The 23,759-nt window shown below is 65.7% G+C and carries 20 protein-coding genes; 14 read left to right on the forward strand and 6 right to left on the reverse strand.

From position 1 onward, the window contains the following. The first annotated feature begins 164 nt into the window (after positions 1–164). The 5 genes from HY57_RS10150 (at position 165) to HY57_RS20875 (ending at position 5,520) form a co-directional block, all read left to right on the forward strand. A complete protein-coding gene (locus HY57_RS10150) occupies positions 165–1,334 on the forward strand; it encodes an acyl-CoA dehydrogenase family protein (protein WP_019464472.1) in 1,170 nt (389 codons plus the stop codon). A gap of 158 nt (positions 1,335–1,492) precedes the next feature. Further along, positions 1,493–2,032, forward strand: a complete 540-nt coding sequence (locus tag HY57_RS10155) for a GNAT family N-acetyltransferase (protein WP_019464473.1) — start codon at positions 1,493–1,495, stop codon at positions 2,030–2,032. Continuing rightward, on the forward strand, positions 2,029–2,523 hold the full coding sequence (locus HY57_RS10160) for a hypothetical protein (protein ID WP_026033787.1): 495 nt from the start codon (positions 2,029–2,031) through the stop codon (positions 2,521–2,523). The genes HY57_RS10155 and HY57_RS10160 overlap by 4 nt, the downstream gene beginning before the upstream one ends. Before the next feature lie 112 nt (positions 2,524–2,635). Beyond that, complete coding sequence (locus tag HY57_RS10165; RefSeq protein WP_019464475.1) at positions 2,636–4,903, forward strand: thiamine pyrophosphate-dependent enzyme; 2,268 nt, start codon at positions 2,636–2,638, stop codon at positions 4,901–4,903. Positions 4,904–4,989: 86 nt separating this feature from the next. After that, on the forward strand, positions 4,990–5,520 hold the full coding sequence (locus tag HY57_RS20875) for an Ivy family c-type lysozyme inhibitor (protein ID WP_019464476.1): 531 nt from the start codon (positions 4,990–4,992) through the stop codon (positions 5,518–5,520). A 116-nt stretch (positions 5,521–5,636) separates the two neighbouring features. On the opposite strand, the gene HY57_RS10175 is transcribed toward HY57_RS20875, so the two are convergent. Continuing rightward, entirely contained in the window at positions 5,637–6,425 is a 789-nt protein-coding gene (locus HY57_RS10175; RefSeq protein WP_019464477.1) for a phosphatase PAP2 family protein, read from the reverse strand. Positions 6,426–6,563: 138 nt separating this feature from the next. On the opposite strand from HY57_RS10175, the gene HY57_RS10180 reads away from it, so the two are divergent. The 9 genes from HY57_RS10180 to HY57_RS10220 all read left to right on the forward strand — a co-directional run bounded on the left by HY57_RS10180 (position 6,564) and on the right by HY57_RS10220 (position 17,867). Then, the gene (locus tag HY57_RS10180; protein ID WP_019464478.1) at positions 6,564–8,210 is read left to right on the forward strand and encodes a serine hydrolase; all 1,647 of its coding nucleotides are present in this window, start codon (positions 6,564–6,566) and stop codon (positions 8,208–8,210) included. A 70-nt stretch (positions 8,211–8,280) separates the two neighbouring features. Continuing rightward, positions 8,281–9,555 carry an alpha/beta hydrolase family protein gene (locus tag HY57_RS10185; protein WP_019464479.1) on the forward strand — a complete coding sequence of 425 codons (1,275 nt, stop codon included), beginning with the start codon at positions 8,281–8,283 and terminating at the stop codon, positions 9,553–9,555. Positions 9,556–9,718: 163 nt separating this feature from the next. Continuing rightward, positions 9,719–11,338 (forward strand): alpha/beta hydrolase, encoded by a 1,620-nt coding sequence (locus HY57_RS10190; protein ID WP_019464480.1) that lies wholly within the window; start codon positions 9,719–9,721, stop codon positions 11,336–11,338. Positions 11,339–11,731: 393 nt separating this feature from the next. Next, entirely contained in the window at positions 11,732–13,429 is a 1,698-nt protein-coding gene (locus tag HY57_RS10195) for a methyl-accepting chemotaxis protein (protein WP_026033788.1), read from the forward strand. Positions 13,430–13,439: 10 nt separating this feature from the next. Then, entirely contained in the window at positions 13,440–14,273 is an 834-nt protein-coding gene (locus HY57_RS10200) for a CheR family methyltransferase (protein ID WP_019464482.1), read from the forward strand. After that, positions 14,266–14,742 carry a chemotaxis protein CheD gene (locus tag HY57_RS10205; RefSeq protein ID WP_019464483.1) on the forward strand — a complete coding sequence of 159 codons (477 nt, stop codon included), beginning with the start codon at positions 14,266–14,268 and terminating at the stop codon, positions 14,740–14,742. Before HY57_RS10200 ends, HY57_RS10205 begins: the two co-directional genes overlap by 8 nt. A 14-nt stretch (positions 14,743–14,756) precedes the next feature. Then, positions 14,757–16,268, forward strand: a complete 1,512-nt coding sequence (locus tag HY57_RS10210) for a chemotaxis protein CheW (RefSeq protein WP_019464484.1) — start codon at positions 14,757–14,759, stop codon at positions 16,266–16,268. Positions 16,269–16,635: 367 nt separating this feature from the next. Then, positions 16,636–17,088: an RcnB family protein gene (locus HY57_RS10215; RefSeq protein ID WP_019464485.1), complete on the forward strand. Its 453-nt coding sequence runs from the start codon at positions 16,636–16,638 to the stop codon at positions 17,086–17,088. Between the two features lie 275 nt (positions 17,089–17,363). After that, positions 17,364–17,867, forward strand: a complete 504-nt coding sequence (locus HY57_RS10220) for a DUF3761 domain-containing protein (RefSeq protein ID WP_038579645.1) — start codon at positions 17,364–17,366, stop codon at positions 17,865–17,867. Positions 17,868–17,967: 100 nt separating this feature from the next. Here HY57_RS10220 and HY57_RS10225 read toward each other — a convergent pair whose 3' ends face one another. From HY57_RS10225 to HY57_RS10245, 5 genes are all read right to left on the reverse strand, one after another. Next, positions 17,968–19,059: an ABC transporter permease gene (locus tag HY57_RS10225; protein ID WP_019463513.1), complete on the reverse strand. Its 1,092-nt coding sequence runs from the start codon at positions 19,057–19,059 to the stop codon at positions 17,968–17,970. Then, positions 19,056–19,985 (reverse strand): ABC transporter ATP-binding protein, encoded by a 930-nt coding sequence (locus HY57_RS10230; RefSeq protein ID WP_038580887.1) that lies wholly within the window; start codon positions 19,983–19,985, stop codon positions 19,056–19,058. The genes HY57_RS10225 and HY57_RS10230 overlap by 4 nt, the downstream gene beginning before the upstream one ends. Before the next feature lie 7 nt (positions 19,986–19,992). Next, the gene (locus tag HY57_RS10235; protein WP_038579650.1) at positions 19,993–20,964 is read right to left on the reverse strand and encodes an HlyD family secretion protein; all 972 of its coding nucleotides are present in this window, start codon (positions 20,962–20,964) and stop codon (positions 19,993–19,995) included. Further along, positions 20,954–21,625, reverse strand: coding sequence for a TetR/AcrR family transcriptional regulator (locus HY57_RS10240; RefSeq protein WP_038579655.1), 672 nt, complete (start codon positions 21,623–21,625; stop codon positions 20,954–20,956). The genes HY57_RS10235 and HY57_RS10240 overlap by 11 nt, the downstream gene beginning before the upstream one ends. A gap of 117 nt (positions 21,626–21,742) precedes the next feature. Continuing rightward, the gene (locus tag HY57_RS10245; protein WP_019463518.1) at positions 21,743–23,668 is read right to left on the reverse strand and encodes a CocE/NonD family hydrolase; all 1,926 of its coding nucleotides are present in this window, start codon (positions 23,666–23,668) and stop codon (positions 21,743–21,745) included. Positions 23,669–23,759: the final 91 nt, after the last annotated feature.

The following is a 23,759-nucleotide window of genomic DNA, read 5'->3' on the forward strand; positions in this document are numbered from 1 at the left end:
AGGGCGCGACGCCGGGATCCCAGCCAGGGCTGGGACGACGGGCAACGGCATGGTCCCACAGGCCGTCCCGGGCGCCTAGCCCGGCCCTGTTGCACTCCGCCATGACCGGCCCGGCGAAGCAGGGCTAGAATGGAGGATTGTCCCCAAGCTACGGAAGTTCACGCATGTCCGCTCGCCTGAATCCCCTTGATCTTTATGACGTCCGCTCGATGCTGTCCGACGAAGAGCGCATGGTGCAGGACGCCGTCGGCCGCTTCGTCGACGAGCGCGTGCTGCCGATCATCGGGGATTGCTTTGATCAGGGTCGTTTCCCCAAGGAACTGATTCCGGAAATCGCGAGCCTGGGCCTGCTCGGCGCCACCATTCCCGAGAAGTACGGCTGCGCCGGCATGAACGGCGTCAGCTACGGCCTGATCTGCCAGGAGCTGGAGCGCGGCGATTCGGGCCTGCGCAGCTTCGCCTCGGTGCAGAGCTCGCTGTGCATGTACCCGATCTACGCCTACGGCACGGAAGAGCAGAAGATGCACTACCTGCCGAAGATGGCGGCAGGCGAGATCATCGGCTGCTTCGGCCTCACTGAGCCGCACGGCGGCTCCGACCCGGCCAACATGAAGACCCACGCCAAGAAGGACGGCGGCGACTGGGTCATCAACGGCGCCAAGATGTGGATCACCAACGGCAACGTGGCGAACATCGCCATCGTGTGGGCGCAGACCGACGACGGCATCCAGGGCTTCATCGTGCCGACCGACACCAAGGGCTTCACCGCGCAGGAAGTGCACAAGAAGATGAGCCTGCGCGCGTCGGTCACCTCCGCGCTGTTCTTCGACAACGTGCGCGTGCCGGAGGCCAACCGCCTGCCGAACGTGAAGGGCCTGAAGGGTCCGCTGGGCTGCCTTACGCAGGCCCGCTACGGCATCACCTGGGGCCCGATCGGCGCCGCGCAGGCCTGCCTGCAGGAAGTGCTCAACTACACGCGGGAGCGCATCCTGTTCGGTCGCCCGCTGGCCTCCAACCAGGCCATCCAGATCAAGATGGCCGAGATGGCCCGCCGCATCACCATGGCGCAGCTGCTGTCGCTGCAGCTTGGTCGTCTGAAGGACGCCGGCACCATGCAGCCCACGCAGGTGTCGCTGGCCAAGTGGAACAACTGCCGCATGGCCATCGATATTGCGCGCGAATGCCGCGACATCCTGGGCGGCGCGGGCATCACCACCGAGCATGTGGCCATCCGCCATGCGCTGAACCTGGAATCGGTCATCACTTATGAAGGCACCGAGACGGTGCATCAGCTGGTGGTGGGGCGTGAGTTGACGGGGATCAACGCGTTCTGAGCGCTGAATCACGAATTCGGCAGGGCAGATAATTCCTCACCGTCATTCCCGCGAAAGCGGGAATCCAGTGACTTTCACGCCAAGTCCAAGGCACTGGATCCCCGCTTTCGCGGGGATGACGGTGAGGGTGGCGGGGCGTTGACGTTGGGATGCATCCCATGAACTGGCAAAACATCCGCATCGAAACCGAACGCCTCGTCCTGCGTCCGCCGCAGGCCGAGGATTTCGACGGCTGGGCCGCCAACATGGCCGACGCCGAATCCGCACGCTTCATCGGCGGCCAGCAACCGCGCGCGGTGGCATGGCGCGGTTTCCTCACCATGGTCGGTTCGTGGGCCATCCAGGGTTTCGGCATGTTCTCGGTGATCGAGAAGGACACCGGGCGCTGGATCGGCCGCATGGGCCCGTGGTTTCCCGAAGGCTGGCCGGGCCGCGAAGTCGGCTGGGGCCTGGCACGGCATGCATGGGGCAAGGGTTATGCGATGGAAGGCGCCGCCGCCTGCATGGATTTCGCCTTCGACCAGCTCGGCTGGGATGACGTGATCCACAACATCGATCCGGCCAATGCACCGTCGCAGGCGCTGGCGGCAAGGCTGGGATCGCGTCTGCGCGGCCCCGGTCGCCTGCCTCCGCCGTTCCAGGATGCCCCCGTGGAGATCTGGGGGCAGACGCGCGACGAATGGAAGCGGCGCGCATGAGTCACGTGACGCCCGCGCTATACACCACGCTGGCGGAGATCGTGCCGGAGCTGCATGTGCAGTGCCTTGATCCCTGGTGTCTGATCGGCAGCGCCGCGGCCTTGCTCGCTGGCGCTGACGTGGGCGTGGCCGACGTGGATGTGCTGACCTCGCGCGAGGACGCCGAACGCCTGATGGCATCGTGGAGCGAGCGGCGCGAGCACGTCTACGAGCCGGCAGGCGCCGAGCGCTTTCGCTCGCACTTCGCGCGTTTCCGTTTTCCCGGCATGCCCGTCGAGGTGATGGGCGGACTGGAGCTCAACCGGGGCGACGGCTGGAAACCGGTGCAGGCCGGGCGCCTGACGCTGGTGGGCCTGAACGGGCTCGCCGTACCCGTGCCGTCCATCGAAGACCAGATTCGCATCCTCGAAAGTTTTGGACGCGAGAAGGATCACCAGCGGGCGACACTCTTGCGCAAGCTTTCCGGTTCGCCGCTGCGGATCGTGCCGTAACGCGACATGCTCACCCACCTGAATCGCCTCGCACACCATACTGGCGCGTGTGCCGCCACCCACCCAATAATCCCCTGATTGCCGCCCCGCGGCTGTTCGTTGACGAGACACCATGACCGCCATTCCGTACTCCCTCACCGGCCGCCACAAGGGTTTCAATCGCGCCGAGATCGTCGACCAGAACTTCACCGAGTTCGTGCAGCTCTGGCAGGGTGACGTGCACCAGCCGCGCGGTGACCATGCGCCGGTACTGCCGGGCAGCGCGCTCAATGCCCAGGGTTTCCGCGAGCTGCTCGAATCGCAGCTGATCAGTCGTCATCTCGACCTGATGGCGCGCGTGCTGCGCGTGCAGAACAAGGTGTTCTACACCATCGGTTCCAGTGGCCACGAGGGCAACGCCATGGTCGCGCGCCTCACGCGCCACACCGACCCGGCGTTCCTGCACTACCGCTCCGGCGGTTTCATGGCCGAGCGCTTCCGCAAGCTGCCGGGCATGGATCCAGTGATGGATTCGGCGCTGTCCTTCGCGGCCAGCATGGAAGATCCCGCCTCCGGTGGCCGCCACAAGGTGTGGGGCAGCAAGCCGCTCTGGGTGTTGCCGCAGACCTCCACCATCGCCTCGCACCTGCCGAAGGCGCTGGGTACGGCCGTCGCCATCGAACAGGCGCGCCGCATCGGCCACAAGCTGCCGATTCCGGAAGACAGCATCGCCATCTGCTCGTTCGGCGACGCCTCGTCCAACCATGCCACCGCGCAGACCGCGTTCAACGCTGCTGCCTGGACGGCCTACCAGAAGCTGCCCGCGCCCGTGCTCTACGTGTGCGAGGACAACGGCATCGGCATTTCGGTGAAGACGCCGAACGGCTGGGTGGCGAACAACTTCCGTCATCGCGCTGACCTTGATTACTTCTATGCCGACGGTCTGGATCTGGCGGATGGTTACGCCCAGGTGCAGGAGGCGGTGGAACACTGCCGCACCACGCGCCGCCCGACCTTCCTGCATCTGCGCACGACGCGCGTGATGGGCCATGCCGGCACCGATTTCGAAATCGAGTGGCGCAGCGTGGAGGAACTGTTCGCGGTGGAGGCATCCGACCCGCTGCTGCGCTCCGCGGAGATCGCGCTGTCGTCGGGCCTGTATACCAAGGAGTCGCTGCTCGCGCTGTACGAAGCCACGCGCAAGCGCTGCTTCGAAGCAGCCGAGGATGCCGATCGCCGCCCGCGCCTGACCTCGCTGGAGCAGGTGATGAAGCCGCTCGCGCCGTACACCCCGGCGGCGGTGAAGGCCGAAGCCGAACGGGCGGACTATCAGGATCGCCGCCTTGCCGCCTTCGGCAGCGAAGAAAAGCTGCCGGAAAACCAGCCGCCGCGCCATCTGGCCATCCAGATCGGTCAGGCGCTGCACGACATCATGGCGAAGTATCCCGAGTCGCTGCTGTTCGGCGAGGACGTGGCGCAGAAGGGCGGTGTGTACACCGTCACCAAGGGCCTGCAAAAGGCCTTCAAGGGCAGCCGCGTGTTCAACACGCTGCTGGATGAAACCATCATCCTCGGCCTGGCGCAGGGCTACGCCAACATGGGCATGCTGCCCCTGCCGGAGATCCAGTACCTGGCGTACTTCCACAACGCCTGCGACCAGATCCGTGGCGAGGCGGCATCGTTGCAGTTCTTCTCCAACGACCAGTACCGCAACCCCATGGTGATGCGCGTGGCCAGCCTGGGCTACCAGAAGGGTTTCGGCGGCCACTTCCACAACGACAACTCCATCACCGCACTGCGTGACATCCCGGGTCTCGTGGTGGGTTGTGCGAGCCGTGGCGACGACGCGGCAACCATGCTGCGCACGATGACCGCGCTGGCCAAGGTCGACGGGCGCGTGTGCGCTTACCTCGAACCCATCGCGCTGTACATGACCAAGGACCTGTACGAAGCCGGCGACGGCCAGTGGCAGTTCGCCTATCCCGCGCCGGGCGAGGCCATGACGCTGGGCGAAGGCCGCATCTACAACGAAGACGCCAACGATCTGGTCGTGTTCACCTTCGGCAATGGCGTGCCGATGTCGTTGCGCGCGGCGAAGACTATCGAGGCTGAACTCGGCTGGAAGGTGCGCGTGGTGGATCTGCGCTGGCTGGCGCCTCTGAACAATAACTTCATCGCCGCGCAGGCAAAGTCCGCCAAGCGCATCATCGTGCTGGACGAAGGTCGTCGCAGCGCCGGTGTGGGCGAGGGCATCATCACCGCCATCGTGGAAGGCGGCAGTGGCGCCACGCCGCTGGAGCGCGTGGTGGGTGCCGACACCTACACGCCGCTCGCCGGTGCGGCCTTGCTGGTGTTGCCGGGCGATGCCGACGTGGTGGCTGCAGCCCGCAAGCTGGCCTGACCGACAAGGGGCGGTGCCGCTGCCACGGCGCCGCCTCGCCTCCCTGGCGAGCCGGTGGGTGTGCGGCATCACCATTGGAGGTTTTCATGCAGCACCGCTTCATCATCACCTTGGGGTTGGTCGTGGCCTGCGCTGCGTGTTCGCAGCAACACGAAGGCCATGGGCCATCCACCGGCAGCACGCCACCACCCGCGACGGCATCGTCAAGCCCGGCTCTGGCAACAACCTCGGCCACGCCCAGCGGCCTGACCTATCTCTACGACCTGATGCAGCGCCCGGATTTCTCCACGGCGTTCGCGGCGCTGTCAGGCGCCGACCAGTTGCCGGCATGGGCAAAACAGGGCGGTGTGGCGACACCCGCGCAGCAGGTGGTGGTGGATGGACACACGCAGTTGCTGGCTACGGCCTGCAAACCGCATGACTGTCCTTCCGAGCGCATCCTGATTCTCTACGACGAGAGCACACACGCCATGTCGGGCCTGTTCGCGCGGCGCAAGCCCAATGCGGCGAACGACGCGGACAGCAACGATCCGGCCAACGACGACCTGATCTGGCTGGGCGCGCCGGATGAGGCTTCGAAGCAGTTGCTGCAGCACAAGCTGTATTCGCCGGATTGAGCCCCGGCTGTTTCCTGTGGGAGCGCACCCTGTGCGCGACTGCGCCCGCTTACCTGCTTCGGTGAGCGGTTATCGCGGGGCCAGTCGCGCACAGGGTGCGCTCCCACAAACAGCCTTCAGTGCCGGGATGCCCGCAGGCGCCACCACTCCGCACCACCGATGCACACCACCAGCCACGCCAGCCCGCTGACATAACCGGCCACCACGTCGCTGAAGTAGTGTACCTGCAGCACGATGCGGCTGAGGCCGATCACACCGGTCATCGCTACCGCCGCGGCGATGATCCAGCGATGCCAGCGGAGCGGCAGCAGGCGCAACAGCACGTAAGCGAGCATGCCGTAGAACACGATGGCACCGAAGGCGTGTCCGCTGGGAAAGCTCCAGCCGTGTTCAACCATGAAGCCGTGGTTGTTCAATGGGCGAGGGCGCTGGAACAACGCTTTCAGGCCACTGTTGAGGGGCACGATGCCGGCCATGGCGAGGGTCCAGCAGGTGGCCAGCCGCAGTTGCCGGCGCAGCAGCAGGGCGGCAAGGACCAGCACGGTTGCCGCGGCAACGGAGCCCAGGTCGCCCAGGTGGGACACCGCGGCGACCATTCGCAACACACCGGGCTGCATGCTGGCGTGCAGATCCTCCGCCAGTGTCTGGTCGAACGCAGGCAGCCAGCGCGTGGCTTCTTCCTTCAACGCGATCGCGATGGCGGCGAAGAGCAGGCACATCGATGCCAGCATCAGTACGGCGGTGAATCCGCGCAGTGCCGCCGGTTGGCCGCCTGCCGCCAGGATCTTCTCGCCGTACCGGCGATTCCATTGCCATGCCACGTCGCCCGTCGCCAAGGCAGCCACCAGCAACGCCGCCCAGACGGGCAGGGCATGGATGGCGATCCATTCGACCAGGTCGTTCATGCGTGCTCCTCGATGCAACGCTGCATGATCCGGGCTGCGGCGCGTGGCGTCGAGAGGCAGGGAAACGTGACTTTCAGTGCTGGATCAGGAACGCCTTTGCCACGATAGTTGGGCTCATTGCCTTGGCGGAGTCACTGAATGTTCCTGCGAACCCTTTCCCCGCGCGTCGCGGGTTGTTGTGCCCTGCTGTTCCTGACGGCGCCGGTCTGGGCCCAGACCGCGCCGGCCGCAGCGACGCCCGCGGCCGTGGCGAGCCCGGCACAGCCAGCGCTGCCGGGCCAACTGCAGGATTTCACCGGCTACGTGGACAGCGTACGCAAGCAGTTCGATGTACCGGGCATCGCCGTGGCCATCGTGAAGGACGGGAAGGTGGTGCTGGAGCAGGGCTATGGCCTGCGTGAGATGGGCAAAGCCGAACCGGTGGATGCGCGCACCCGCTTCGCCATCGCTTCCAACACCAAGGCGTTCACCGCCGCCGCGCTGCAGATGTTGGCGGAGGAAGGCAAGCTCAACATGGATGACCGGGTGATCGATCACCTGCCGTGGTTCCAGATGTCCGATCCGTACGTGACGCGCGAAATGCGCATTCGCGACCTGCTGGCGCATCGCAGCGGCCTGGGGCTTGGCGCGGGTGACCTGCTGTACTGGCCGCCCACCGCGTACTCCACCAAGGAGGTGGTGCAGCGCCTGCGCGACGTGCCGCTCGCCACCAGCTTCCGCAGCGCTTATGCCTACGACAACATCCTGTTCGCTGTCGCCACGCTGGTGATCGAGCAGGTGTCCGGCCAGAGCTACGCCGATTTCATCAGCCAGCGCATCTTCAAGCGCGTGGGCATGGACGAATCGCTGATCGACATGACCCAGCTCAAGCCGGGCATGGACGTGGCTACCGGCCATGCCAAGTTCAACTTCACCGAGTTGAAGCCGGTGCCTGCGATGGCCTGGTCGAACAACCCGGGCGCCGGCGGCATCTATGCCAGCGTGCACGACATGGCGAAGTGGATGAACGTGCAGCTCGCCGGCGGCACGCTGCCGGATGGCAAGCCGCTGTTCTCCACGGACAGCCAAAAGCAGATGTGGTCGATGCTCACGCCCATGAAGATCTCCGAGCCGCCGGTGCCGGAACTCAAGGCGACGCGCCCGAACTTCGCCGGCTACGGCGAAGGCTGGTTCCTGTCCGATTATCAGGGCCAGCGCCTGGTGTGGCACACCGGCGGCTGGCCGGGCATGGTGTCGCGCGTGACGCTGGTGCCCGAGCTCAAGCTCGGCGTGGTAGTGCTGACCAACCAGGAATCCGGCGCCGCGTTCAATGCCGTCACCTACCGCGTGCTGGACGCATACCTCGGCAAGGACAAGACCGACTGGGTGGCTGCGTATGCCGCTGCCGTGAAGAAGTCCGAAGGCAATGCCGACGACAGCTGGAAGAAACATGAGGCGGCGCGCGACAAGAGCGGCAAGCCCTCGCTGCCACTGTCGGGCTATGCAGGCACCTTCCGCGATCCGTGGTACGGCGACATCGTGGTGAGCCAGCAGGGCGGCAAGCTGCGCATGACGTTCGCCAAGACCGCGCAACTGGTCGGCACCATGACGCCGTGGCAGCACGACACCTTCATCGTGCGCTGGAACGACCGCTCGCTCAATGCCGATGCCTTCGTGAGCTATGCGCTGGATGCCGACGGCAAGATCCGCGATGTGCGCATGCAGCCGGTGTCGCCGATGACGGATTTCAGCTTCGATTTCCAGGATCTGCGCCTGTCGCCCGCCAAGGCGTCCGCCAAGCCCTGACCAATAGCAGGGGCACCAAGCGTGGGGCGCTGCCTATAGTGGCGGCGTCCCCACGATGGAGCGGTACCTCATGAAGCAATGGATGGCGGGACTGTTGTCCCTGTCGTTTTCGGCCGCGGGTGTCGCGGCTCCGGTCACCTGCGGTTATGGCGTGTATGGCGTTGCCGGCAAGCCGCCGGTGGTGATTTCCAATCCGACCTCCAAGGGCACCCAGGCGCCTGAGCGCTATACCTTCCTGGATGGCCGGCGCGGTGACGTGAATGGCGCCGATGCACCGGTACGCTGCGAACGTGGCGTGGTGAGCGTGCGGCAGGACGACGGGCAATACGCCGTGCAGCCCAAATGGGCGTTGCGCGAGACGCCCACGCGATTCAAGAGCCACGGCACCGAGCTTGCCGGCGTGCTGATCGAGCCGGCACAAACCAATGGCAAGCCGCCCCTGGTGGTATTCGTGCACGGCTCGGAAAAGACACCGGGCATCGGCGGTTATTACCCCTATATGTTCGCCGCGCAGGGACTGGCCGTCTTCGCGTACGACAAACGCGGGACCGGTGCCTCCGACGGCGACTACACGCAGCACTTTGAACTGCTGGCCGAGGACGCCGCCGCAGCGATGGAGCAGGCCCGCAAGCTGGCCGCCGGGCGCGTGTCGCGCACGGGCTTCTTCGGCGGTAGCCAGGGCGGCTGGGTGGCGCCCCGCGCGGCGGCCCTGTCGCACGCCGATTTCGTCGAGGTGGGTTTTGGCCTGGTGATGACGCCGCTGGAAGAAGACCAGCAGCAAGCCGTGGTGGAGATGCAGGAGAAGGGTTACGACGCGGCCGCCATTGCCCGCGTGCGTGAAGTCACCGACGCCACCGGTGCTGTGATGGCCTCGCACTTCACCTCCGGTTACGAGCAGCTCGCGGCCGTGAAGCGCAAGTTTGCCAACGAGCCCTGGCTGCACACCATCGAAGGCGAATACACCGGCGAGCTGCTGGCGGAGAACGAGGCGGACCTGCGCCGCACCGGCGCACCGCGCTATGACAACCTCAATATCGACTGGCATTACGACGCCATCGCGGCGATCCGCGCCCTGGGCATTCCGCAGCTGTGGGTGCTTGCGGGCGAAGACCGTGATGCACCCGAGGCGCTCACCAGCGAACGCCTGATGGCGCTGAAACGCGAAGGCAAGCCCATCGAACTCTACGTGTATCCGCATACCGATCACGGCATGTATGAGTTTGTGCAGGACAAGGACGGCACGCGGCACGTCACCCGCATCACGGACGGCTATTTCCGCCTGCTGGCCGACTGGATCCGGCAGCAGGACAAGCCGCCTTACGGCACGGGCGAGCGCATGCCGTGATGACCTGCCCCCGGGGCAGGGATGGACATTGGGGCCGAAAGCCCCGAATGTTTCGCCACCAGGGATGCTCTGATTTTGCTCGTCATCCCAGCGAAGGCTGGAATGACGAGCAAAAGCGCCGTTTGTTCAGACCGTCCCCAAGGGATAACCACTGGGAGGGGTCATGTCGTCATACCGACTGAAGTTCGGAGTCCTGCTGTGCCTGGGACTGGTCGTGGGCTGTGCGTCAGCCGACGGAGTCAGCGTCCGGCAACGTTTCCATGTCGATCTGGGTGTCGCTGGCACCGAGGTGGCCTCCGGGCGGCTGTTGGTGTTCGCCGAGCCCGCGGCCAAGGCCGAGGCAGATGCCGGGAAGGCCAAGGTGGCCGAGGTGGACTTCGACCCGCTCAGGCCCGACCAGGTGAGCGTGGCAGCGCGGGAAGCCGGGCGGCTGGTGGCTGGCAAGGGCGTAGACATCGATGCCGATGATCACGCCTATCCCGCTGCCTTTGCCCGCTTGCCTCCCGGCGACTACTACGTGCAGGCGGTGCTGGACACCAACCACAGCTACAACTACACCGGACGGGCCACCGGCGACCTGGTCAGCGAAGTCGTCAAGCTGCACCTGCCGTCGACGAACGTGCCGACACTGAAACTGGCCACGGTCGTGCCCGCACACGACGCCTGGGTGCTGCCGCCGTCGGCCCCACAGGCCATGCGTGATGCCTTGCCCGAGGCGCGCAGGCACGTGCAGGACCTCGACTTCACCAGCCCCGCACTCACCGCGTTCTGGGGGCGCCCCATCCACATGCGCGGGTTCGTGCTGTTGCCGCCGGGCTATGACGCCAAGGCCCGCACGACCTACCCGGTGGTGTATTTCACGCATGGTTTCGGCGGTGGCCTGGATCACTTCATCGGCGGCATGGCCAACACCTGGCTGGCGATGTCCAAGGGCGAGATGCCACCGATGATCTGGGTCTACCTCGACGAGTCGTCCCCCACCGGTACGCACGAGTTCGCCGACTCGGTGAACAACGGTCCGTGGGGCAAGGCGCTTACCGAGGAACTGATACCGCACTTGGAATCGATGTATCGCATGGACGCGAAGGCATCCGGCCGTTTCCTCAATGGCCATTCGTCCGGCGGCTGGGCCACGCTGTGGTTGCAGACGCGCTATCCGAAGGTATTCGGTGGCACCTGGTCCACCTCGCCCGATCCCAGCGACTTCCACGACTTCACCGGCATCGACCTCTACGCGCCGCACGCGAACGTGTACCGCAAGGCCGATGGTTCGTCCTATCCGCTGATCCGCGACAAGGGCAAGGTGCTCGCGACCTTCCAGCAGTTCGCGCAGGTCGAGCGGGTGCTCGGCAGTTACGGCGGGCAGATTGCCTCGTTCGAATGGGTGTTCTCCCCGCGCGGCAAGGATGGCCGTCCGCTGCCCATGTTCGATCGCGATACCGGCGAGGTGGATCCCGGCGTGGTCGACTACTGGCGTGACCACTACGACATCGCGCGCCGCCTGCAGGATCACTGGCCCGAACTTGCGCCCGACCTGGACGGCAAGATCCACCTGATCGTGGGAACGGCCGACACCTTCTACCTCGATGGCGCCGCGCACCGGTTGAAAGCGGTGCTCGATGGCCTGCACGCGCATTCGGACATCCGCTTCCTGCCCGACAAGACGCATTTCGATCTTTATGCCGTGGGCAACGATCGCTCGGCGCTGCTCAAGCAGATCGCGTGGGAGATGTACGCGGTGGCACGTCCGCAATCGAGCCTGAAGCGCGCTGCGGCACCCTAGCCTTAAGGCATAGGCTGTTAGTAAGAGCGGGGCCTCGCGGCCCCGTTTTTTTTGGGCGCCGGATCACATTGTCTCGATCCAACGGCCGCGAGTGTTCGGACGGCTGAACCGATCTCGCGAGAAACCTCACGAATCTCACGCAGGTCGCGGGCATGCCACGCGACGCCGCGCCTAAAGACCCTCTGCGCCACGCCGATAGCGCTCAACGCAGGGGAAGGAAACATCCAGGTTGCCGGTGATGCTCAAGCAGCGACGCGAGGGCACGTCACCGCCTGTCTGCGAGTCGCCGGGACATGGTTGGTCTCGCAGGGCAGCTAGCCGGACGGATCCTCCCCACGCGCCAATGTCACCGGGCCACCGCGTCCGTGTTCTTGCCAACGAGGGAGAGGGATCATGGGTAAAGAAACACCGGATATGCCGCTTGAGCCGCATGAGCTGCGCGCGGTCAACGAAGCGCTCCATCGCGTCCAGGCAGTGATCGAGTTCGATCTGAAAGGAAAGATCCTCACCGCCAACGACAATTTCCTCAATGCACTGGGCTACACGCTGGAGGACATCCGCGGCCAGCACCATCGCATCTTCTGCGAGCCGGCCTACGCGGCCAGCCCCGCGTACAAGAAGTTCTGGGAGAACCTGGCCAAGGGCATTCTCGATCGCGGCGAATACAAGCGCATCGCCGGCGACGGCCGGGAAGTGTGGATCAACGCATCGTATAACCCGGTCTTCGATGACAGCGGCAAGCCCTATAAGGTGGTGAAGTTCGCCACCGACGTCACCGCGAGCCGGCAGGAGAAGGCCGAGTTCCAGGGCAAGGTCGATGCCATCAACAAGGCCCAGGCCATGATCGAGTTTGATCTTGGCGGCCAGGTGCTGACGGCCAACCAGAACTTCCTCTCGGCCATGGGCTACGCGCTGGAAGAGATCCAGGGCCATCACCACCGCATGTTCTGCGAGGACAGCTACACGGCCAGTCCCGCCTACGCGGAATTCTGGGCCAAACTCAATCGCGGCGAATTCGATGCCGGCCGCTACAAGCGTCTGGGCAAGGGTGGTCGCGTGATCTGGATTCAGGCCAGCTACAACCCGATCTACGACGGCAACGGCCGCTTGTGCAAGGTGGTGAAGTTCGCCACCGATGTCACCGCGCAGGTGGAGCTGGAAGAAAGGGTGAAGCGCCGCGCCGCCGAAGACCAGCGCAAGGTGGAGGAACTGCTCAAGACCGTGCGCCGCGCGGCGGAAGGCGATCTCACCGGCGAAGTGTGCGTGGAAGGCAGCGATCCCATCGATCAGCTCGCGGACGGCATCCAGCAGATGATGGGCGACCTGCGCGCCGTGATCGGCAAGGTGGTCGATTCGGCGGGCGGGTTCTCCGGCAGCTCGCAGGAGATCGCCAGCCGGGCCAGCGCCGTCGCCAGTGGCGCACAGTTGCTGGGCGCCACCGTGGAAGAAATGAACGCGTCGATCGAAGAACTTACCGCGTCGATCAACTCCATCGCTACCAACTCGCGCAGCGCCGACCAGCTGGCCAAGGACACGCACCAGGAAGCCGAGCGCGGCGCCAAGGCCATTGCACGTTCCATCGAGGCGATGGACCTGATCAACAAGTCGTCCGAAGACATCAGCGAGATCATCAAGGTGATCGGCGAGATCGCCAGCCAGACCAACCTGCTGGCCTTCAACGCGGCCATCGAGGCGGCCCGCGCCGGCGAGCACGGCCTGGGCTTTTCGGTGGTCGCGGACGAAGTGCGCAAACTGGCCGAGCGCTCCTCGCAGGCCACCAAGGAAATCTCCAAGCTCATCAACGAGTCGGTGAAGCGCGTGGCGCAGGGCAGCGAGATCTCCAAGCAGGCGGGCGAGGCGTTCGAGAAGATCGTCGGCGGCGTCAGCCGCACCACCCAGGCCATCTCCGAGATCTCCTGCGGTGCGGACGAGCAGCTGGTGGCGGCGCGCGAAGTCAGCACGGCGATCCAGCAGGTGGCGGAAGAGACGGAGAAGTCGGCCGCGGCCTGCGACACCATCGCCCGTTCCACCACCTCGCTCACGCAGGGCGCCGAGGAGCTGAACCGGACCGTGCAACGCTTCGTGGTCTGAAGGAACGGCCATGGACATCGAGAACGAGATCGACGTCGCCACGCAGCGCGCCCTGCTGGACAAGGTTCACCGCCATACGGGCATCCATATGGCGGAGCGCAAATGGACATTGCTGCAGGGACGCCTGCGTCGCCGCCTGCAGGCGCTGGAGCTTGGCCGGTACCGCGACTACCTGGCGGTGCTGGACGAGCGGCCGGACGAAGTGAGCGCCTTCATCAACCTGGTGACCACCAACGAGACCTCGTTCTTCCGCACGCCTCGCATCTGGGACCACTTCTGGCAGCAGCTGCTGCCAGAGTGGTACCGGCAGCACCACGGCGCCACGCTGCAGCTGTGGTCCGCGGCCGCTTCCACCGGCGAGGAGGCTTACTCCATGGCCATGCTGTGCGAGGAGTTTCGCGAGCGGCATCCGGCGTTCAAATACCAGATCCTGGCCACCGACATCGCCAGCGACGTGCTTGCGGTGGGCAAGTCGGGGCACTACCAGGGCAAGAGCATCGAGGGGCTGCGGCGTGGCAGGCCCGAGTTGTTCGCGAAGTACTTTCAGGCCAGTGGTGGTGGCTATCTCGTGGCGCCGTCGTTGAGGGCCCATGTGGTGTTCCGCGAACACCATCTGCACCGGCGCCTGGATGGTGCCTCGCGCTTTGACATCACCTTGTTGCGCAACGTCCTGATCTATTTCGACGAACAGGGGCAGTGCAACGTGCTGGAGAACGTGCGTCGTGCGATGGCGCCGGCTGGCGTGCTGGTCATCGGCGAATCGGAGTCGTTGACGCGGCTCAATGTCGGCTTTGATTTCGAGCTGCCGTTGATCTATCGGCGTCAGGAGCGCGTGCATGCCTGACGGGCAGGACATCCAGGTGCGCATGTGCGAGGCAAGGCTGGGCAGCGGCAACGACGTGCTGCGCGCCATCCTCGGCTCGTGCGTGGGCATTGGCCTGCTCTGGCGTCGACGGGGGATCTACGGCATGGCTCATTGCCTGTTGCCGGAGTCGCCGCACGCGGCGCCGCTGGAAGGTGCCAAGTACGTGACCGGCGCCATGCCGACCTTGATGTCCATGATGGGCCTGGAACGCAAGTGCCAGGATGAAGTGGAAGCGGTCATCGCGGGCGGTGCCTGCATGGTTCAGCACATCACCATACCGCGCCACGGTTTGATCGGTGAGCAGAATGCGCGCATGGCGCAGCGCCTGCTTGCCGAAACAAGGATCAGGGTCGTGCACGTCGACGTGGGCGGTGAGAGTGGCCGCCAGCTCGTGATCGACTGCGCGCAACACCAATTCGCGGTCCGCACGATTGGCCGCACGACGTGAACCGGAGCATTGCCATGGAATCCTCCAACGCTTCACCTGCCCGGCAGGACGCTACCGAGATGTTCGGTTCGTTCCACCTGGGCGACACCGAGCTGGTGCTTCCCGTTGCGTCCGTGCAGGAGGTGGTGAACTACCCCTCCGTCGTCACGCAGGTGCCGCTTGGGCCGTCCTACCTGTTGGGCCTTTTCAACCTGCGTGGCCGGTTGATACCCATCATCCATCTCGGCCAGCTACTGCAGCTGCCCGATCGCGGAGCGCACCACGTGGCGAAGATCGCCATCGTCGAATTCCGGCAGGGCCGCGTCGGCCTGCTGTTCGACGCGACCGGCGAAATCCTGCGCATTCCCGCGGAGCAGAAGGTGATGTTCAGCGAGGGCGAAGGCGGCTCGTCGATGATCGGCGGCGCGTTGAAGCTCGACGGCGGCAACCGCATCCTGCAGATCCTCAACGTGGACGCCCTGCATCGGCTGCGCGACATGCCGATGCCCAAGGGCGATGCCGCGGCATCGGAGCCAGCCCGCCAGCGCGCGGTGCTGGGTCAGCGCCGCCAGGGGGTGTCGTTCCGCGTGGCCGACGCACGCCTCGCGCTGCCCATGGGGGCCATTCACGAGATCATCCGCGTACCGGAACTGCTCACCTCGGTGCTCGCCAGCGAGTTGTGCCTGGGCATGCTCAACTTGCGTGGCAATACGGTGCCGGTCGTGGACTTCGCCCGCTTCCTTGGCCTGTCTGGTGCGGCCGCGGCCACGATGGCGCCGGGCGATTTCGAAGACCCGCGACGCATCGTGGTGCTCCGCCAGAAGGACATGGATTTTGGCCTGCTGGTGGACGATGTCGAAAGCATCGTCGGTTACCGTGACGAGGAGTTGCTGGCCATACCGTCGCTGTGCGCCGAGCGTCCGCAGCTGTTCACGGGGTGCATCAGCCGCGAGGATACGCCGGACATCCTGCTGATCGACGAAACGGCACTGTTGAGCGATGCGATCGTGGCCGACCTGACGCGCGGCCACCGCGAACTGTACGCGGTGGAGTCCTCCGCGGAACGGGGGCAGGGCAAGCGCCGCAGTGGCGCGCGCGAAACCTACGTGACGTTCCGGCTCGACCAGCTGATGGGCATGCGCATCGACCAGTTGCGTGAGGTCATCGATTTTCCGCCGGACGTGATGCAGCCACCGGGAGCGCCCGACTACGTGCGGGGCATCCTCAACCTGCGGCGCAAGCTGGTCACCATCATCGACATGCGCGCGCTCTACGGCATGAAGGGATACGACAACCTGCAGGCCGCCAAGGTACTGGTGGTGGAGAACGACGAAGAGAAGTTTGGCCTGGTGGTGGACGCCATCGAGAACATCGTGACCATCGATGCCGCGGACAAGATCGGCGTGCCGGGCGTGTTGCGCAACCAGATCGACCGCTCGCTGCGCGACGATATGCGCGAGGTGGTGGAGCTGGCCGACCAGCGCACGCTGCTCCTGCTTGACGCCTCGCCGCTGAAGGCGCGCCTGGGCGGCATGGCGGTGCATTGAGCGATGGGGGCCTGTCTACGCTATTCGCGTGGCTCTCGCCGGCAGCTTTCACCCTCCAGGCAGGGTAAGGCGAGGGTACGCGAATAGCGTTGAGAGGCTCCAGGTTGGGATGTCCCCTGGTTTTGCGCAAGCGCGGCGAGGGTTGGCCAGGGATGGCACTTCCGGGGAATGGCGAAGTACGACGAAGGCGGTTCGCCGGCGAGGCCGAACGCTGCTTCAACGCATGAACTTGCGTCGTGGCGATGCGTCGATTTTGCGAGCGGATTCACCCATCGTGCATCGTTGCGAAACTCATCATGGCGCCGCCGTGGAAAAGTGCGCCAGGGGGCGTGCCCTGACCCACGGCGTGACCCGATGGAGAGTTCGCATGAAGAAGACCCTGTTCGCACTGATGCTTGGCGCGGTGATGGTTTCGACCACCGTTGCCGCCGCGCCGTTTCAGTACGACGACCATGACCGCCAGGATCATGACCGCTACTACGATCATGGCCATGATCGCGACCACGACCATGACCGCGGCGACCACGATCACGACCGTGACCATGACCGCGACCGTGATCATGGGCGTGACTGGGACCACGACCACGACCGCCGTGACTACGTGATCGTGCACGATCGCGGCAACCACGAGGGCTGGTACCACCGCGGTGGCTACGTTCCCGCCGAGTACTACCGCGACCAGCGCTACTACGTGGATTACCGCGCGTACCGCCTGGCGCCGCCGCCGCCGGACCATGTGTGGGTGCGCAGCGACACCGGCGACTTCCTGCTGGTCGCCGTCGCTACCGGCATCATTGCCGACCTGGTGATCAACCACTGATGAGTGCTCAGGGCCGCGTGACGCGTAATGCGTCACGCGGCCTGTTTCGCAGGTTTTTACGGAATGGCATCACGCCAGATGAACGAGGTTTGAGGCAGCGTGATGAAGCGTCATGCGTCTGGCGCATAGTGTTCACACAGGCGCCACGGCGCTTGAAGGACGTCACGCCATCGCGGTGAATCCGCGATGGCGGCTGGCGAGGGCAGGGGGACATGTTCCGCCGCGCGGGATAGGTTTCCCATGGGGCAGGCGAAATCGTACGGGAGGGATCGAAGATGAAGTCCTATGGTTTGATGGCAATCATGCTCGCGGGTCTGTTGGCCGGACCGGCCGTCTATGCACAGCAGTCCGCCGCGCCGGCAGGCTCGACGGGGCAGTGCAAGGACGGGAGCTACACGAACCACGCCACCAAGAAGGGTGCCTGCTCGGGTCACCAGGGCGTCAAGGAGTGGTACACCGCGGCGGCGACCGCCGCACCGGCCGCAGCGCCTGCAGCCGCTCCGGCAGCAGCCGCGCCGGCAGCCGCAGCTCCTGCAGCGGCGCCCGCTCCGGCGGCTGCACCTGCCAGCAAGAGCGCCAAGGCGGCGGGCAATGAGCCGCCGGCAACCGCCGCGCCGGGCGGTGGCCCGGGCTTGGTGTGGGTGAACAACAGCAGCAAGGTCTATCACTGCCAGGGTGACAAGTGGTACGGCAAGACCAAGGCCGGCTCGTACATGAGCGAAGCCGACGCCAAGGCCAAGGGTTACCACGCGGACCACGGCAAGACGTGTACGCCGTAACGCCTGCCGCATGAAGAAAAGGCCCGCGCAAGCGGGCCTTTTTTATTGGGCACTCTTTTATCGGGCCATCTTCTATCGGGCATGCCCCACTGGGCGCGGTTCAATCCAGTCGCTTGTGGAACAGCCGGATGGCCAGCGTCAGCATGATCGCGATGAAGGCGAGCAGCGCGACGCCATCCTGCCAAAGGTCGCCCAGGTCGGCGCCGCGCAGCATGATGCCGCGAATCAGCCGTATGAAGTGCGTCAACGGCAGTGCCTCAGAAACCCACTGCGCCGGCACCGGCATGCCTGCGTACGGGAACATGAAGCCCGACAGCAGGATGGATGGCAGGAACACGAAGAACGTCATCTGCATCGCCTGGAACTGCGAGCGCGCGCGGGTGGAGATGAGCAGGCCCAGCGACAGGTTGGCAAGGATCAGCAACACCGAGGCGAGGTAGACGTCCCACAGGCTGCCGCGCAAGGGCACGCGGAACAGCCATAGCCCCAACAACAACACCAGCGTGGTCTGCACCAGCCCGATGGCGGCATAGGGAAGCACCTTGCCGATCATCAGTTCCGTGCGGCTCACCGGTGTGGTGATCAGCAACTCCATGTTGCCCCGTTCGGTTTCGCGCACGATGGCCACGGCCGTGAACAGCACCATGGTCATGGTCAGGATGACGCCGATGAGACCGGGCACGATGTTGACCGGCGAACGCCGTTCCGGGTTGTAGAAGCTCACCACGCTGATCGGCGTCTGCGCCGGTGCATGGAAATCGGACGGCTGGTCGAGCGAATACTGCGTCAGTTGCGCCGCGGCCGACTGCACCACGTTGTCGCTGCCGTCGACCATCACCTGGATGGCCTCGCGGCCGTCCAGCTTGCGGCGTTCGAAATCGGGAGGAACGGCAATACCCACGCTGATGCGACCTTCGCGCAACAGGTCCACCAGCTGCTGGGGCGATTGTGCGCTGGCCTTGATCTCGATGACGCCGCTGGCCAGCAGATCCTGCACGGCAGCGCGCGAACCGGAGGTCTGTGCCTGGTCCACCACGGCAGCCGGCAGGTAGCGCAGGTTGAGGTTGATCGCGTAGCCGAACAGCAGCAGCTGCATGACCGGCATACCCATGATCATGGCCAGCGTCACGCGGTCGCGCCGGAGCTGGCGCAGTTCCTTCACCATGATGGCCAGTAGCCGCCGGAGATTCATGCTGCCCGCTCCTCGCCCTGTCCAGGGTTGCGCGTGGCCACTACGAATACATCTTCGAGATTCGGCGGCACGGTATGGACGTCCGTGCTGGCGTCCACACCGTCCAGGCTGTGGCGAAACGCTTCCAGCGAAACGTCGTCCCGTCGCATGAGGACGCGCAGTTCGTTGCCGATCTGCGCCACGCTCAACACGTCCGGATGGCTATCCAGCGCCGCCTTCACGCGTCGCGGCGAGTCGGCGTGTACGACGAAGGTGCGGCCACGCAGCTTTTCGGTAAGCTCCTTGGGCTGGCCGTCGGCCACCAGGTTGCCGTTGTCGAGGATGGCGAGGCGGTGGCAGCGCTCGGCCTCGTCCATGTAATGCGTGGAGACGAGGATGGTGGTTCCCGCATCGGCGAGTTCAAAGAGTTTCTCCCAGAAGTCGCGTCGCGATTCCGGGTCGACCGCACTGGTTGGCTCGTCCAGTAACAGCAGTTCGGGCTTGTGCACGATGGCGCCGGCCAGCGCCAGGCGCTGCTTCTGGCCGCCACTCATGGTGCCGGCGAGCTGTTCTTCGCGGTCGTTCAGGCGATAGCGCCTGAGCAGTTCGTCCACGCGCAGGCGGGTGTCGTGGCGCGACAGGCCCTGCACGGTGGCGAGGAACTCCAGGTTCTGCCGCACCGACAGGTCGTCGAACAACGAGAATTTCTGCGTCATGTAGCCGATGCGCCGCTTCAGGGCCTCGGCCTGCCGCGGAATCGCCAGCCCCAAGACGTCGATCTCGCCCGCGCCCGGCGTGAGCAGTCCGCACAGCATGCGGATGGTGGTCGACTTGCCCGAGCCATTGGGTCCGAGGAACCCGTAGACGCAGGCGCGGGGGACATCGAGGTCCACCTTGTTCACCGCGACCAGCGCGCCGAAGCGCTTGGTCAACCCCCGTGCATGGATGGCCGTGTCAGTCATGGACGTGCTTGCCGGGAAATTCGGCGGCCACCGGGAAGCCTTGTGGAAGCTCGCGCGCATCCGTGCCCAGGGCGATTTCGGCGAGATAGCTGAGCCGCGTGGCGTCGTCACCATTCAACGCGTAGTAGGGCGTGAAGGTCGGCTCGCTGCGGATCATGCGGACCTTGCCGCGGAACTGCCGCTTGCCGTCGTGCAGGGTGACGATGGCTTCGTCGCCCACCTGGATCGAAGGGCGCAGCGCCGCGGGCACGTAGACGCGCGCGTAGGGCGTGTCACTGGCCAGCAGGATGACCAGTGGCGTGCCCGGTTGCGCCTGGTCGCCCAGCTTGTAAGGCAGGCTGTCCACGCGCACGTCGCGCGGCGCGGTCAGGTCGAGCTTTTCCAGGTCGACCGCGCGCGATGCGGCGTTGGCGCCTGCCGCGGCGACAAGGGCGCGTGCCTGCGCGATGTCTTCCACGCGCGAGCCGTTGATGAGCTGGTCCAGCGCCGCGCGATCGGCGGCCACGGCGGCATCGGCGTTGCCTGCCGATGCCTTCGCGTGGTCCAGGTCCGCTGCCGAGATGTAGCGTTGCAGCGACAGCGCGGCCAGCCGCTGGTAGTAGGCGTTGGCATCCCGTGCCTGCGCCTGTGCACCGGCGAGGTTGGAGCGCGCCTGGCGGATTTGCTCTTCGCGTGGACCGCGCTCGAGTTCCAGCAGCGCTTGCTGCTGTTGCTTCAGGTCGGCGCGTGCGTTGTCCAGCGCGGCCTGCGTGCGAGTGGTTTCCAGCTGCATGATGCGCGTGCCGGCCGGCACGTATTGCCCCTCGCGCACGTCGATGGCCACGATGTGCTCGGCCGCCGGCGCGGGCAGGGTGATGCGGTCGAATTCCACCGTTCCCAATACCTGGGGCGGCGCGGGATGGCAGCCGGCCAGCGCGAGTGAACAGGCGGCCAGTGCGGCGTGGAAGCGGCGCTCAGTTTTCATGACGGGGCTCCATGCCATGGCCAAGCAGCGCGAGTGCATGCCGCGCGAGTACGTCGGTGTTGAGATCGGCTTGGAAGATCTGCCGCCAGATCGGCGCGCCGGCGGCCGGGAACATGGTGAGCCCGATCAGGGAGACCACCAGCAGGCGCGGATCGAGCGACGGGTTGAGCTGCCCCTGGCGTTGCGCCTCGGCGAAGCGGCCCGCGAGGAATCGCGGCAGGTCGGGCCCGATGCGCGTGAGCAGCACATCGCGCAGTGCGCCACCTTCGCACAGCACCTCGCGCACCCAGAGGGAAGGGAGCCACGGGTTGGCGTCGACGACGCCCAGCATGCCTTTGACAAAGCGCGTGACCAGGTCGTTCACGTCGTCGCCGGCACCGGCGATGCCCTCGCGCAGCTGCATGATCGCCGGCATCAGCCGCTCCTCGAAGATCGCATCGCGCAGGGCGAGCTTGCTGCCGAAGTAGTAGTTGAGCATGGCGGGCGTCACGCCGGCCTGGGCGGCGATGCCACGCAGCGAGGTGGCCGCGATGCCATCGCGGACGAAACAGGCGAGTGCCGCCTCGACCAGCGTGGCGCGCAGGTCAGGACTGTCGGTGCCGGGGCGGCCGGGGGCGCGGCGTGGCTGGCGGGCGTGGCTGGGGCGGATGGGCTTGGTCATGGCCCATATAATTAATCATATGTTTAATTAATTTCAAGTCATTGACGGGTGGTGGTTCTGTTGGGGCACAAAAAAGGCCGGCACGGGGCCGGCCTGATGGGGCAGGAGGCGGGGCGGTCAGCCGTTGGGTACCACCGGCAGGCTGATCGAGCTTGCCGTGCCCGGCGTGTGCCACACGCGTTGCGTGGCCTTCTGATAGTCCGCCGGCTTTGCATCGAAGATGTTCGGCACGAAGGTCTGCGGGTTGCGGTCGTACAGCGGGAACAGGCTGGACTGCACCTGCACCATGATGCGGTGGCCCGGCTGGAACACATGGTTGGTGGTCGGCAGGCCGAAGCTGTACAGCAACGGCTGGTCCGGCGTGAGCGCTGCGGGATGCTCGAAGCTGGTGCGGTAGCGGCCGCGGAAGATATCCAGCGACACGGCCAGTTCGTAGCCGCCCATCTCCGGATTGGACGGCACCGTGTCCGGATACACGTCGATCAGCTTCACCACCCAGTCGCTGTCGGTGCCGCTGGTGGAGGCATACAGGTTCACCTCCGGGGCGCCGCCGATGTGCACCGGTGCGGTGAGCGGCTCGGTCACGTAGGTGAGGACGTCCGGACGTCCATCCGCGAAACGCTGGTCGTTGACCAGCCAACGTGTCCACGCATCGTGGTCGGCGAAATGCACCGGGCGCGGCTGGTAGGGCACGGGCTTGGCGGGGTCGGAGACGTATTCGTCGTACTTCGCACTATCCGCGGCAGGGGCGTTGAACGACAGCGAGCCGTTGGCGCCGAGGTAGAGCGCCCTGGGCTTGTGGGCGCAGCCCTTGTCGCAGCTCAGCGGCCACGACTTGTAGCGGTCCCAATGGTTTTCGCCGGTGTTGTAGATCAGCACGGGCGGCGTGTTCGCCTTGGGTGCACCTGCCACCAGGTACTGGTCGAAGAACGGCTTGAGCACGTCGCGACGGAACTGCAGGGCGGTGTCGCCATCCCATTGCAGCGGACCGAGTGCGCGGCCGTCGTAGTTCACCTGGCTGTGGCGCCACGGGCCCATCACGAGGAAGTTCTTGTCGTTGCCCTTGTCCTTGGGCTCGGTGGCCTCGTAGCTGTGGATGGCGCCCCACATGTCTTCCTGGTCCCACAGGCCCTGCAGCCACATGGTGGGCACGCTCAGAGGCTGCTGCGCCATGATCTTGTCCAGCGCCTGGCCTTGCCAGAACGCGTCGTAGGCCGGGTGCTCGTCGAGCTTGCGCCAGAACGCCAGCTGTTCCAGGCCATGCGCGCGCGCGTAGTCACCGGCGGAGCCGGCGTTGAGGAAGTTGCTGTAGTCGTCGTAGCCCACGCGTGGCACGCCGCCGCCTTTGCCCTTCTGCGCGGTCTGGCCGTGGATGTAGTCGAAGTTGGTCTGGCGGAACGCGCCGTAGTGGAACCAGTCGTCGCCCATCCAGCCGTCCACCATGGGGCTTTCCGGCGCGGCGACCTTGAGCGCCGGGTGGGGATGGATCAGCGCCATCACCACCGTGAAGCCTTCATACGAGGAGCCGAGCATGCCCACGCGGCCGTTCGATTCGGGCAGGTTCTTCACCAGCCAGTCGATGGTGTCGTACGCGTCGGTGGAGTGGTCCACGTCGCTCGAGTTGAGCGGGCCGCGCAGCGGGCGCGTCATCACGTACTCGCCCTCCGAGCCGTACTTGCCACGCACGTCCTGGAACACGCGGATATAGCCGCTATGCACGAACACCTCGTCGCCCTGCGGCAGGGTGGCGTCCATGTGTGGCGAGACGAAGCGTTCGGTGCGGCCGCTGGCGTCGTATGGCGTGCGCGTCAGCAGGATGGGTGCGTTGTGGGCGCCCTTGGGAATCACGATCACGGTGTGCAGCTTCACGCCATCGCGCATGGGGATCATCACCTCGCGCTTCACATAGTCGTAGCCGGCGGTATCGGCGACGAAGGCTTTCTGCGGCACGTCCGGGGTCAGTGGCGTCGTTTGCGCGTGGGCGAGGGCGGCGCTGAAGCAGGCGAGCGTGGCGAAGGCAAGCAAGGTGCGGCGGCTGGGCATGGATCCTCCAGGCGGCCGGCGTGAGGCCGGCGCGGTGAGCGAAGCGGAAGGGTGGTCGGGGATTGACTGTAAGCGAGCTGTCATCGTCCTC

This window comes from Dyella japonica A8, from assembly GCF_000725385.1.
GTDB lineage: Bacteria > Pseudomonadota > Gammaproteobacteria > Xanthomonadales > Rhodanobacteraceae > Dyella > Dyella japonica_C.